The organism is Colwellia sp. E2M01 (assembly GCF_018860585.1).
Classification (GTDB): Bacteria; Pseudomonadota; Gammaproteobacteria; order Enterobacterales; family Alteromonadaceae; genus Colwellia.
This window is the reverse complement of record NZ_JAHKPR010000037.1, coordinates 1-13,224: the sequence shown is the minus strand read 5'-3', so window position 1 is coordinate 13,224 and position 13,224 is coordinate 1. Positions and strand designations below refer to the sequence as shown.

General features: G+C 35.5%; 12 protein-coding genes and 1 tRNA gene. 4 read left to right on the top strand and 9 right to left on the bottom strand.

Translation table 11 applies throughout. The annotated features are described in order from the left end of the window. Positions 1–125 precede the first annotated feature (125 nt). Positions 126–1,157, top strand: a complete 1,032-nt coding sequence (locus KO502_RS08130) for a lipid A deacylase LpxR family protein (RefSeq protein ID WP_252730642.1) — start codon at positions 126–128, stop codon at positions 1,155–1,157. Positions 1,158–1,524: 367 nt separating this feature from the next. Here KO502_RS08130 and codA read toward each other — a convergent pair whose 3' ends face one another. The 5 genes from codA to KO502_RS08105 all read right to left on the bottom strand — a co-directional run bounded on the left by codA (position 1,525) and on the right by KO502_RS08105 (position 7,712). After that, positions 1,525–2,793 (bottom strand): cytosine deaminase, encoded by a 1,269-nt coding sequence (codA, locus tag KO502_RS08125; RefSeq protein ID WP_216022083.1) that lies wholly within the window; start codon positions 2,791–2,793, stop codon positions 1,525–1,527. A 153-nt stretch (positions 2,794–2,946) separates the two neighbouring features. Further along, entirely contained in the window at positions 2,947–3,891 is a 945-nt protein-coding gene (locus KO502_RS08120; protein ID WP_216022082.1) for an ABC transporter permease, read from the bottom strand. Beyond that, entirely contained in the window at positions 3,892–5,016 is a 1,125-nt protein-coding gene (locus KO502_RS08115) for an ABC transporter permease (RefSeq protein WP_216022081.1), read from the bottom strand. Further along, positions 5,013–6,578 carry an ABC transporter ATP-binding protein gene (locus KO502_RS08110; RefSeq protein ID WP_216022080.1) on the bottom strand — a complete coding sequence of 522 codons (1,566 nt, stop codon included), beginning with the start codon at positions 6,576–6,578 and terminating at the stop codon, positions 5,013–5,015. Before KO502_RS08110 ends, KO502_RS08115 begins: the two co-directional genes overlap by 4 nt. A 24-nt stretch (positions 6,579–6,602) precedes the next feature. After that, complete coding sequence (locus tag KO502_RS08105; protein WP_216022079.1) at positions 6,603–7,712, bottom strand: BMP family ABC transporter substrate-binding protein; 1,110 nt, start codon at positions 7,710–7,712, stop codon at positions 6,603–6,605. Between the two features lie 325 nt (positions 7,713–8,037). Between KO502_RS08105 and KO502_RS08100 the strand changes: the two genes are divergently transcribed. After that, positions 8,038–8,721, top strand: coding sequence for a GntR family transcriptional regulator (locus KO502_RS08100; protein WP_216022078.1), 684 nt, complete (start codon positions 8,038–8,040; stop codon positions 8,719–8,721). A gap of 94 nt (positions 8,722–8,815) precedes the next feature. Here the strand turns inward: KO502_RS08100 and KO502_RS08095 are convergent, their stop codons facing one another. Together KO502_RS08095 and KO502_RS08090 are read right to left on the bottom strand one after the other, a co-directional pair. Further along, a complete protein-coding gene (locus tag KO502_RS08095) occupies positions 8,816–10,036 on the bottom strand; it encodes an amidohydrolase family protein (protein ID WP_216022077.1) in 1,221 nt (406 codons plus the stop codon). A gap of 98 nt (positions 10,037–10,134) precedes the next feature. Further along, complete coding sequence (locus KO502_RS08090) at positions 10,135–10,842, bottom strand: outer membrane protein OmpK (RefSeq protein ID WP_216022076.1); 708 nt, start codon at positions 10,840–10,842, stop codon at positions 10,135–10,137. 145 nt (positions 10,843–10,987) lie between these two features. Here KO502_RS08090 and KO502_RS08085 point away from each other — a divergent pair, with 145 nt between their 5' ends. Then, positions 10,988–11,386 carry a nuclear transport factor 2 family protein gene (locus KO502_RS08085; protein ID WP_216022075.1) on the top strand — a complete coding sequence of 133 codons (399 nt, stop codon included), beginning with the start codon at positions 10,988–10,990 and terminating at the stop codon, positions 11,384–11,386. A gap of 343 nt (positions 11,387–11,729) precedes the next feature. Here KO502_RS08085 and ppiC read toward each other — a convergent pair whose 3' ends face one another. Both ppiC and KO502_RS08075 read right to left on the bottom strand, forming a co-directional pair. Next, positions 11,730–12,008 carry a peptidylprolyl isomerase PpiC gene (ppiC, locus tag KO502_RS08080; protein ID WP_216022074.1) on the bottom strand — a complete coding sequence of 93 codons (279 nt, stop codon included), beginning with the start codon at positions 12,006–12,008 and terminating at the stop codon, positions 11,730–11,732. 100 nt (positions 12,009–12,108) lie between these two features. Next, positions 12,109–12,193: transfer RNA gene (locus KO502_RS08075), tRNA-Leu, on the bottom strand. A gap of 372 nt (positions 12,194–12,565) precedes the next feature. On the opposite strand from KO502_RS08075, the gene KO502_RS08070 reads away from it, so the two are divergent. After that, complete coding sequence (locus KO502_RS08070; RefSeq protein WP_216022073.1) at positions 12,566–13,108, top strand: RDD family protein; 543 nt, start codon at positions 12,566–12,568, stop codon at positions 13,106–13,108. The last annotated feature ends 116 nt before the right edge of the window (positions 13,109–13,224 follow it).

The window sequence follows — 13,224 nt, the reverse complement described above, 5'->3', positions numbered from 1 at the left end:
GCACCAATGAATTGAATTAAACTCTATTTTTCTTCACGAATCTATTAAGTAGAATTTATCTGAAGTTAGCGGATTAACGCACTTTTAGATATTAGATATTTTACCAAACCGACTCAGGAGACAATATGAAAATAATATGGCTTTATAAACAAATAGTAGCATTGCTTTATTCTTTTATTTTTATATCGTTCTTCGCATTAATGACTAACTTTGTCAGTGCTAACGAATATAACCGAGAGAGCCTTACTTTAAGTATAGATAATGATGGTTTATTAGGTACAGATAAAGATTATACTAATGGTTTGTTTTTAAAATATAATAGTAAAAGCTATAGGGACTTAAAAAATAATGTACCTAGCCTATTTACACCTGTCATTGCTATTTTACCCTTAGCTGAACATAGCAATAAAAATTGGGGGATCACTTTTGGCCAACAAATTTGGACGCCAAGCGATATAACTGTAGTAGAAGAGCAAGCTGATGAGCGACCTTATACTGGGTTTATATTTCTGGAAGCTCATTTTGTTGAATTTTCAAGTGATATGGCTAACAAATACAGTTTGATGTTAGGCAACGTGGGACCCGACTCATTTGGGGAAACCTCTCAAAAAACTGTTCACAATTTAATTGGCTCAGACACCCCTGCCGGTTGGGATAGACAAATTGAAAACCAAACAGTATTTAATTTATCTTATGCTGCACATCGACTATTAAGTAGATCGACAACTAAGCCTAATGATGGCGTAGAGGCTTCATTAACTGGTAGAGTAAACGTAGGCAACTTTCAAAGTGAAGTAGCACTTGGAGGTATAATTCGCTGGGGAAGTGATTTAGCTAAAAGTTTTGCAAGTGTTGGCTCTAAGCCAGGCCATTATATTGACCCTAGTGTATTAGCCAAAAGTCGTTCTGGGCAGTTTTATTATGTTGCACTGGAGGGGCGATATAGATTTCAAGACATCACTATTGACGGTGCACGTCCTAAACATTTATTTGATGTAAAAACAGATCATTGGCAATCAACATTTTCTACAGGTGCAGTATATTACCAAGAGTCATGGGGAGTCGCATTAAGTGTCGCTACAAGCACCCCTGATTATAAAGAAGACCGACAAAACTTTAACTCTACCGCATCAATTGAGCTTTTTTGGAGAACTTAATACCTTCAGTAAAATAAACTGACGTAGGCGTTACCTATGGATATTTTAGCTAAACAATGTGGCACTAGTACCGCAATAATTGAATAACATTACAGCCTTGTTGTATCTAGCATGTTTCAAGAAGAGCTTTTTGGTGTGAAATTTGAGAAAAAGGTTATGACTATGAATAAAAATCTTTAGATAAACAAATAGAAAATTCAAAGGTGGGAGCGTGAATACAAAAACGTGGTTGTATTTAAATATGAGTTGGCAGTACTGCCAACTCATTGATATAGACCTAAGTAACTATTGAAAAAACGACGTTCTAAACCATGCTATCAACTTGACACTACTCAAGTACTAATTTTAATGTCGTTGTAGCCTTACGTTATATTTTTGAAAATATATTTGATTTCAATGGTAGGTTCTCAGCTAACAATTGCCCATGTCTAATATTAAAGCGAACTGGAGATTGATTTCTAACACACTCATAAACATTTGGATCTTGCATAATGATCAAGTTTGCAGGCTTTCCTACTTCTACCCCGTACTCTTCAGGGTTTATGGATAACGTTTTTGCCCCATTATAAGTAATCATATCTATTGATGAATCGATATCTTTAGAACCAAGTAAGTGACACAGGTGAAGCGCCATATTTAATGCAGGGAACATACTTCCAGTTCCCAAGGGATAAAAAGCATCAGCTAAATTATCTTGACCTAGGCTGACATTAATCCCTTCACTCATTAACGACTTAATTCTAGTTATCCCCCGACGAACAGGATAATTATCAAACCTTCCTTGTAAAATAACATTAGAGAGTGGGTTTGATACAACACTCATTTTCGCTTGCTTTATTAAACTAATAACTTTTGATGCGTAAGCATTGTTATATGAGTGTAATGCAGTTATATGACTAACAGAAGTAACAGACCCCATGTTTCTAATAATAGCTTGCGCCGCAACAACCTCAACAAAGCGAGACTGGTCATCGTCAGTTTCATCGCAATGGATATCTATAAATTTATTATACTGTTCCGCCAAATCGAATATTTGATGAATAGAGCGAACACCACCCTCCCTTGTCATTTCAAGGTGAGGTACACCACCTATACCATCTACTCCTAATTGAACCGCCAACTCTAACAACTCATATTGCTTAGGGTGACTGGTTATCCCCATTTGAGGGAATGCAACGACCTGTATGTTGATTAAATGTTTAACTTCTTCTTTAAGTTTCAACATTACCTTTAATGCGAGTAAACTCTCTTGAGAAACATCTACATGAACTCTCGCATATTGTACTCCGTTTAAGACTTGTCCTTGAATAGCTTTCTTTGCGCGTGATAAATAATCAGATTCTGTTGCTATTCCCTGTCTATCATTATTACATTTAATGCCCTCTAGCAATGTACCACTTGTATTCCATCGCGACTCGCCAGCAGTATAAGCTGAATCATAATGAATATGAGAGTCAACAAATGGAGGTAAAACTACCCCCCCTTCTGCATCTAAAACATCTATAAAAGTGCTTTTGTCTGCAATTGTTGGATCAAATGCTTCTATATTATCAATTATCCCTTTTTTAATTGATAGGCTATATAAGCCAGATTCACCAGGCAGTCGAACTCTATTAATCTTTACATTATTATGCATTTTTTTCTTATCCTGAAATTTTTATAAGTGGTTAGTGCTTATGCTCTTTATTATTTGAATTTTGTTCAATAAAGAGCGTGACGCTTTGTATAAATAGTCAATAAATGACTGCAAAAACAAACTCAAAGTTCAACAAGCCTTAATTATATTTAACTAACCTCTTTGCTCTCGTATATATGTTTTACCCAAAGATATAGGCTGTCCATTAGGTTTATTTTTATTACGCCAACCTACCCACATTAAAACAACAATAGTAGTTAGATAAGGCATCATCTTCAAAAAGTAAGGAGGAATGTCCGCATAGTAAAGCTGTACTTTAAAGCCTAAAGTCTCAAACAAACCAAATAATATTGCGCAAAAAATTGCATTTATAGGATGCCAACGAGAAAAAATAACTAAAGCAACAGCAATCCAGCCTCTTCCTGATGTTAAGCCGTCATTCCAACTTGGGGTATAAACTAATATTAAAGTTGCGCCAGCTAACCCACAAAGGGCGGCGCCTATGATAGTCATCAGGTATTGATATCGATATACATTTACACCTGCGTTATCCGCTGCTGCAGGACCATCTCCTAAAGCTCTTAAATGAAGTCCCCATCGAGTTTTGAAAATAGCAACATACAACACAATAGCGATAAAAAAGCTTATCCAAACCATCCAGTTTAAATGTGAAAATATCTCCCCAAAAAAAGGTATATTATCAAGCCAAGGTATATCCAAGTTCGGTATTTGCGTTTGAGGTTGGCTACCTCCAAAAGATTTACCGAGATAGCTGCTCAATCCTGTAGCAAATAAAGTAATGCCCAAACCAGCAACAATCTGATTAGAGCGTAAAGTGATACATAAAAAGGCCAAAAGAGCACCTAATGCTGAACCACCGAGCAATGAAAAAATAATTGCAAGCCACTCACTATCAGTATAAATACTAACAATATAGGCACATACAGCACCAATTAGCATCATCCCTTCAATTCCTAAATTAATGATGCCTGCTCGCTCAGATAGAATGCCACCCAATGTTGCTAGCAAAAGAGGAGTTGCGGCGCTAATGGAGGCAATAATTAACAATTGCATTATATCCATTGAAAAAATTTCCATTTATAGTACCTCTACTTTAGAGCTAGATGTTTGCTCGTTTTTTTTAGGCGAAATCGTTTCCACCCTAATTCGGTATTGGCTAAAAACTTCACCACCAATTACAAAGAAAAGAATTGCGCCCTGGATCATTAAAGCCATAGAAGCGGGCAAACCAATCAACTGCACACTGTAGCCCCCAACAATAACAGCCCCACATAAAATAGAACTAATAACGATGCCAATTGGGTTTAACCTAGCTAACCAAGCGACAATAATAGCCGTGTAACCATAACCAGATGTCACCCCTTGTGATAGCCTATGTGTAACCCCCGAAACCTCAACCATTCCGGCAATTCCGGCAAGGCCACCACTAATCATTAATACGATAATAATTTGACGTTTAACATTCATACCTGCATAACGTGCTGCATTAGCATTAGCTGACAAAAGACGCAGTTGATATCCCCAATGTGTAAACTTAACCAATACCGCATAAAGTAGGATTGCAGCTAAAGCTATTAAAAACCCAAGATGTAGTCTTAAATCATCTAGAGCTGGCAATTTCTGGGATGAACTAAAAATAGCTGTGCCAGGAAAATTAAAACCGTTGGGATCTTTCCAAGGTTCAAAAACTAAAAAACTTAAAAACAAAATAGCAATATAGTTAAGCATTAAAGAACATATAACTTCATTCACATCAAAGTATGATCTACAAATTGCTACCAAAAGTGCCCATAATGCACCCGCAATAAATCCAGCTAATAACATTAATGTTATTGAAGAAAAGGCTCCCATTCCAGGGTAGTAAATGGTAATACTGGTAGCGGCAATAGCTCCCATGACAAACTGGCCTTCCGCTCCAATATTCCAGACAGATATTCGATAAGCAATTGCTACACCTAACCCACATAACATTAGAGGAATCGCTTTTAATAGTGTTTCACTAAGGCCATATAAAGACCCAAAGGCGCCACTAAACATTTTAGAAAAAACAGTTATTGGGTTATTACCATTTAAAAGCATAAACCCTGCACAAAACACAAGAGCTAACACAACAGCAATAACCGTCATCCACCAAGGTGTTTTAGTACTTATAGGATCTTTCTCTATGCTAATTTTTTTACCTGCTATATATAAAGGTCTCATGCTAAAGCTCCTACGTTAAATTGAGTTTTAGAACCTGTCATATATAAGCCAATTTCTTCACGCGTTGCTTTACTTGGTTCAAACTCACCAGTAATCATGCCCTGATAAATAACTAATATCCGATCAGATATTTTCAAAATCTCATCTAAATCTTCAGATATTAAAAGTACACCTCTATCTCGTGAACGCATGTCCAATAATAAATTATGTACAGATGCAGTTGCACCTACATCAAGCCCTTGAGTTGGGTGATTTGCGACTAATAATGCAGGGTCTCCTTCAATCTCTCTTGCCAACAACAATTTTTGCTGATTGCCACCAGATAATAACCTTACAGGGTAATTAGCTGATGGTGTTGTCACGTCATAATTATTAATAATAGATTTTGCCCAATCTAGATTCCTACTATGCTTCATAATACCTAGGTTAGAGTGCTTTTCTTTTTTGTAATCTTTCATTAATAGATTATCAACGGCATCAAGAGAACCAGCCATTCCCGTATGTAATCTGTCTTCTGGGACATGAGCTATACCAATATCAATCATGCCTTTTATACTAGAATGATTTATCCATTTACCTTTAAACTTAATACCGCCTGAAGTTGGGTTTTGCATACCCGTGATAATTTCTGCAAGTTGCTTTTGTCCATTACCGGCTACACCAGCTACACCAACAATCTCACCTGGATAAACAAATAAAGAAAGATCATTTAAAGCTTGTTCTCCGTGTAATCCTTTGGCACAAATTTCTTGAAGTTCCAACAAGTTTTTACTCGGTTTAGTTGATGATTCACTTTTTTCTATTCGCCTTACTTCAACAGGCATTTCACCCATTAGCTTCCTTGCAAGATCTCGTTCGTTTGTTTCTGAACTAGGCATACTTGCAACCATTTTTCCTTTTCTCATAATAGAAATATGATCACATGCATGCATAACTTCTCTCAACTTATGGGTAGTTAATACAATCGTCTTACCCGTTTCTTTTAATTTTTTTAACGTCCGGTATAGGTCATCCGATTCTTGTGGTGTCAATACCGATGTAGGTTCATCTAAAATAATAATGTCAGATTGTCGATATAAAGCTTTGAAAATTTCAACTCGCTGCTTTTCACCATGTGACATCTGCCACACAGCTCTTTCAACCTCAAAAGAAAGTCCATATTCTTTTGCCAAGCTTTCAATCTCCTTAACTTTTTTAAACCTCCAGTTCCGTCCTCTCCACCAAGATTCAGGCAATCCCATTAATATATTGTCAAATGCAGTTAATGTACTAACCAATTGAAAATTTTGATGAACCATACCAATACTTTTTTGTGCAGCTTCTTTAGGAGATTTGAATGAAACAACCTCTCCATCTATTTTAAGAATTCCACTATCCGGTCTATAGAGACCATATAGGATACTCATTAACGTACTTTTACCTGCTCCATTTTCTCCTAGTAATGCGTGTATTTCCCCTTTCTTTACTTTAAAAGATACTTGATTTGTAGCAATCACAGGTCCAAATGTTTTAACAATATTCTGTACTTCAATTGCGTAAGGCATATTACTTTGTTTTTGCATAATCTTTCCTCCTCCTTAAAGCACCTAATTAGACAAGCTACCTTTTACACCTTCTACAAACCAATTCATTGTTAAGACATCTTCATCTGAAATTTTTTCTCCTGATCCGACTCTTTCCAAACCATCTCGATCCTTAATAGGTCCTGAAAATATATTAAATTCACCTGATATAATTCTTTTCTTCTCCTTGTTAACAAGTGCTTTAACTGGTTCTGGTACATTTTTTCCAAACTCAGCTAAATCAACCATGCCATCTTTAAGTCCCCCTAAATATGAGCCACCTTCCCAAGTACCCGCTTTAATTTCTTCAACTACTTTTTCGTAATACACTCCCCAATTCCATACTGGGTTTGTAATATAAGCATCAGGTGCATAATGGGCCATACTGGTTGAGTTCCCTACACCCCATATGCCTCTTTCTTGAGCAACCTTAATCGTAGCCGGAGAGTCTGGGTAAGAGACTAAGACATCCATACCTTCATCCGCCATACTAATAGCTGCTGAACGCTCATTTGCTGGGTCGTACCATGAGTTATTCCATATTACGTTAACTTCAATATCTTCATTTACACTTCTTGCACCTAAGGTAAAAGCATTAATGTTGTATACTAACTGAGGGATTGGAAATGATGCTAAATAACCAATTTTATTTGTTTTACTGACACTACCAGCAGCAATACCTGTTAAATAGCTAGCTTCCCAGTTTTTTCCAAAGTAATTCCCCATATTTGTGCTTGACTTATAACCCGCAGCATGTAAAAACTTCACTTTTGGAAAACGTTTTGACGAATTTAAAATATAATCCATATGTCCAAAACTAGTGGCAAAAATAATGTCATGATCTTGCGCTAATTGAGAAATTATTCTCTCCGCGTCAGCGTTCTCAGGAACATTTTCAACAAAATCGACCTTTTTACCTAATTTCTCCTCTAAGTAAAGACGTCCTCTATTGTGCTCATATGTCCAGCCTTCATCCCCAACTGTACCTATATATAAAAAAGCAATGTCTGGGGAATCGCTTTTAGCTGCAACCAAAGACATATCATCTTTAGAATCACCACATCCCGTTAACGCTAAAGCAGATGAAATAATCCCTGCACAAATAACTGACTTTATAAATATTTTCTTAATCATAACAATGCACCTATTAAATAAACTCAAACAACTAGCTATATTGCTAGCAATTTACAGGCCTAAATTAAAATAATCTTATTTATTAATAACTTAATTATTTACTTCCTATTTAAATGCCTAGAATTTTTTAATAGTACATAACAGTATGGTGCATAGTGCACTATGATTAAGCAGCTAACTTTTTTATGTAACTTTTAGAACTAATATATGTCCGCTGCCTTCCTGTTTATAAAATATATAATGATTAGTGACTATTCACGGAAATCGTTTTATCATTTAACCTAGCAAGATAGCTAGCTATAGTAGTTCCGCCTAGGAGGATAAATTGAACGATAAACAAGCAGAAATTCATAGAATTGTTGAATTGATATCAAAAGCCATTGCACAGCACCGACTTAAACCAGGACAGAGACTGGTAGAGTCCCAAATCGTAGAAAGCTTAAAAGCTAATCGTAATCATGTGCAGGCTGCATTTCAGCGATTAGCACTTAAACAGATTATCAATATTAAACGAAATAAAGGCGCTGAAATTGCAAAACCCGATGCAAACGAAGCTAGAGATATATTTGCTACCCGTCGCGTAATTGAAAAAGGAATTTTAGAACTAATTACACCGGATAAAATAAAAAAATATCACAAAAAAATAATGGACCACATGGACCATGAGCAAACGGTAATAAATAACAACGATCGGCAAGCGATTGTTTTAGCACTTAGTGACTTCCATAGAATGCTTGCTTATATATGTGAAAATAAAGTTTTGCTAGGAATTTTTGATGACATTATGGTTCGGAGCTCTCTGATCGTTGCTCTTTATCAACGAAATGACATACCTTGCTGTGCTTCGAACGAGCATTTAGAAATTATAAGCGCCTTACGCGAAGGAAATCAAAAGGAAGCGATAGACTTAATGATTATCCATTTAGACAAACTAGAGTCTGAATTAGTATTAGACGATGATGGTAGTGTTATTTTAGATTTTTCAGATGTATTTCAAGGCCTAAATTAAAACAGCAAGCATAGTAACCTACTGTTTTAATAGAAATATATCTCCCTTAACAAGAGAAACGTAGAACATAATTAAATAACAATATAAAAAATATTTAGTCGAGATAAGCTATCGGGCTAGGTCGCTTAAAAGTACAACGACCTGATTTATAACCAAGTTCAGGTTGTTTTATTTTAGCAATGACTTCGTCTACTGATTTTCCATCTATGACAATAAAATCAGCTTTACAGCCAACATCAGTGCCATAAGCTTTTAATCCAAGTATTTTTGCAGAAGAATAAGTTATCCAGTTGAAGCAATTATTAAGATCATCTCTATTAGAAAGCTGTGAGACATTTGCATATAAGTTGGCTTGTCTAATCAAACTAGCATCACCATAAGGTGTAAACGGATTTCCAATATTGTTGGTAGATATAGAACAATTTACACCCGCTTTATGTAAAGGTTTAAGTGGTGTAACACCACGTGGCTGTAAATATTCTATATTCCGTCCATTTAAGAATAAGTCGGTACTAGGTAAACTTGTAATTGAAATACCGGCTTCTGCTAATTGAATGGCAATTTGTTGTAATTCTACAAGCGGTATAGCAGAAAGCTTTGTAACATGGCCAGCTGTAACCCTATAGTTCCACTTATACTTATTTGTTTGAGATATCAAAAATGGAAGCATCATTTTTTCTGGGCTTAAATCGAAATCTAGATGAAAATCTAAGTCAACATCATACTTTTTAGCAATTTTAAATAACCGTTTAATATGCTCTTCAGGGGCATTATCTGTATAAGGGCAACCGCCTAATACCTCCGCACCAAGCTCAAGAGCTTTGCATAACAACTCCTCTGTACCGGGATTATTAGTTAACCCCTCTTGTGGAAAAACACATATTTGAAGATCTATAAACTTAGAAAATTCATCTTTTAATCGCTTAATAGCATAAAAAGAATTTAATCCAATACCGGGATCTATTTCAACATGTGTTCTTATATAACTAGTTCCATTCAAAATCGCTTGCCGCAATACAGCCTTTCCACGCTCAAAAATATCTTCTTCGGAAAAGTCTAGTTTTGCATTTGAAGTCTGTTCAATAGCTTCTTGAAGGTCACCTTTAATAATTTGGCAACGCTCAATAATACAAGCCTTATCTAAATGCAGGTGTGTTTCAATTAACCCAGGAAGGAGTAACTTCCCTTGTATATCTAATTTTTTAGTGGAATGATCACCTTTGAGTTCAGCTACATAATACCCATTTTTAACATATAAAGTTTGTAACTCTCCATTTAACTTAAGTCTTGCATTTTCAATTATTAAGGCAGTCATCTTTTGTAAATCCATAAGTTATAAGATAAAACACGTAGAAAAACTGTTTAATAGATTTTCTACGATCCATATTTATTCAATGTCAGAATTAAGCAGAATTAAAAGTGCCATTTAACTAGCAAGCCTGGGTTTTTTTCATCTACACCATCAATACCATATTTATTTATCCAGTAAGCATATTCAATGCCTACATAAAGTATGCTATCAATTCCTAGCGTCGGGGCAATATTCCATTTTAGTTGAGAAGTAAAATTCAATTCTGACTTTTGTGTTTCTGAACCACTAGACCAGTCGATGAAACCATCCCAAACAATATTTTGATTTAGAAACTCTCCCGGCAATGCCCAAGTCAAAGTTGCTTGTTCATCATTTACCCATAATTCGTTATTCGCTTTATAAAAAGCAAGATTCAAATATTTAAAGCCTGGCGCATTAAAGTTTACTCCTATTCCATAAAGGAAGTTATTAAATGTATCTCCGCCTTCCCAGGTTGTCGCAAAATATACATCTTTTATTGGCCCCAATGCCAAGTTCGAGTTTGTTAAATAAGAAAGGCTGATATTGGGTGATAATTCAAAGTAATTTGTTACCGTGCCATCTGAAAAGTCTTCATGATCTAAAAAGAAAAAGGTACCTCCCCAGTCATGTCCACTAGCATGCTCTACCGTTAGCACTTGACGTTCATTATCTCCCACTTCGTAATTATTAGCTTTTATATAACTTAAACTAAAATCGTTCCATTTCATTTCTGCTAATGAACTAAAGCTACAAAGCGCTAAACTAGCCCCAATAAGTATATTTTTCATGTTACCTCCAATATGTTTGTTTTATTACCAAATACATCGCTAACTATATAGCTAGCAATATGGCAACATAATTGCTAGCATTGTTTGTGCCAGTAATAAAAATGGTATATTTAAATAACAAACTAAATAGAAGGATATGTAAAAAATGAATACTCAAAAAGATGCAATTAAAATAGTCGCTGAATTTTTAGAAGCGTCAATGAAACCCGCACCAGAAATAGCCGCAACTTATATGTCAGAAGATGTAGAGATAACGTTTACTGGTAATCGAAAAATGCGCTCAGCTACTGTTATTACTGAGTTTAACAATAACCGCTACAACTGGGTTAAAAAGGCAATTAGTCATTATGATTGTACCGTTTATGAAGACTATGCTGTCGTATATTCAAATGGAACTTTATTTGGGGAATGGAAAAATGGCCAGAGTTTTTCAGGAAACCGTTATCTAGATAGATTTGAAGTACGAAATAATAAAATATGCAAAATGGATGTATGGAATGACAGCGCAGAGTGGATTCTAGAACCAGAAATAAACCAACCTTAATGGAACATTTTGGGGAGATTGCACCAAAATAGATGACTATATGGTGCAATAGCCAAAATTTATTATGCAAAAAAATATAACTTTTTGGTCAAACATTTTTAATATTCGTAAATTATTACAAATATCTAGTCTCATTCTGATTGACCATATTTTTCTACAATGAGCACAAAGTGAGCATTAGAAGAATTGACAACTTAAGCACTTGTATATTTTCACTAACTAAAACGAAAATAGACGCCTTACTAAACAATGACTCTACTTCTTTAATTGAACCGTAATACAAACTAATTTTTAAACTTACATTTGATCTATATTCTATGTTTTTTGTAACGTACAGTATAAATCAAGTCCGATAAAGCACTTTAATAACATGCCAACCGAATTTAGTTTTAACTAGGTGAGGCTCTAAGATTGCTCCACTAAAAGCGACTTTATCAAACTGCGGCACCATTTGACCGCGCCTAAATTCGCCTAAATCTCCACCTTTTTTACCTGACGGACAGGTTGAATATTTTTTAGCTAAATTTTGAAACTTAGCACCTTTAGCTAGCTGTTTAAGAATATCTTCGGCAATTTCTTTATGTTTAACCAGTATATGCAATGCGTGTGCTGTAGAAGCCATGATAAACCTTTATAAATAACAATTAATAACTAACCTATTTTACTATTACTTTGTGGAAATTAAAAAGCCCCGACTCTTTCGAATCAGGGCTTTAGAATGGTGGTACCAGCGGTCGGACTCGAACCGACACGTCTTGCGACAGGGGATTTTGAATCCCCCATGTATACCAATTTCATCACGCTGGCAAAGGCTTACAGCCCGTTTTGCAATTTGCAAAGAAGTCATTTTTAAACTAAAAACTGATTTCTTTGTAAACTGTATTTTTTAAAAAACCTAAAGTAAAACAGTTTTTAATTGGCTAACTCAGGAGGGTGCATTATACGAAACTAATGACAGTAAGCAACAAGTTTTTAATGCTGCTGCCATAGTTCTAAGTTAAGTGTTGTTTATTTGCTCAGCCCTTTCGCATTAAGGTATTACTCAGTTATACTCAATGACGTTAAACCTTGCTAAACTGGCACCCTTATTTTTATGTTATAGCCATCACACATCAAGGTGCGGGTTCAGATATCCTAGCGTAACAACTAAAGCATAAACGCATAAACAAAGAAGATTAAATGACTGATACAAACACCAACTCAACAACGGCATCTGCAGATAATACAGAAGCAGACCATGAAATTTTCCCTCGTGCAGGCTTTAGGCGCCGTATTGGCTCATGGGTTTATGACTTTTTACTTGCTTGTGCGGTTTACATGACAGCAGGTGCTATTGGCTTTTTATTACTCTATCTAGGCCATTATTTTGGTTTGTTTGGTATGCAAGGTTACCAGCATTTTTCAGACACTATTAGTAATACATTCTGGTTGAAATGGCCAAATGAGCTATGGAAGCTGTTTTGGGTAAGTTACTTTTTTGTTTTTTTCTGGACAAAAAGCGGCCAAACACTTGGCATGCGAGCTTGGCGTTTACGTGTACAAAATATAGATGGTAGCTTGATCAGTAAAAAAACTGCCGTAAAACGGTTACTTCCCACATTATTCGGTTTAGGTAATATCATTGTTATTTTTGATAGAAAAAACAAGCTTAGTTTACAAGACAGATTAACCAAAACAGAAGTAGTAAGGTTAAGTTTAGAAGCTAATAGAGGTCGTTTATAACACCAACAGTATTTGCCTTTAACTGTGAGTAATACCAATTCCGATAATTTTCTGGTCTAGCTGTGCGAAGGGAAAATATTTAAAGGCAAGGCGCTTGATTAATACCAAGTTGATTA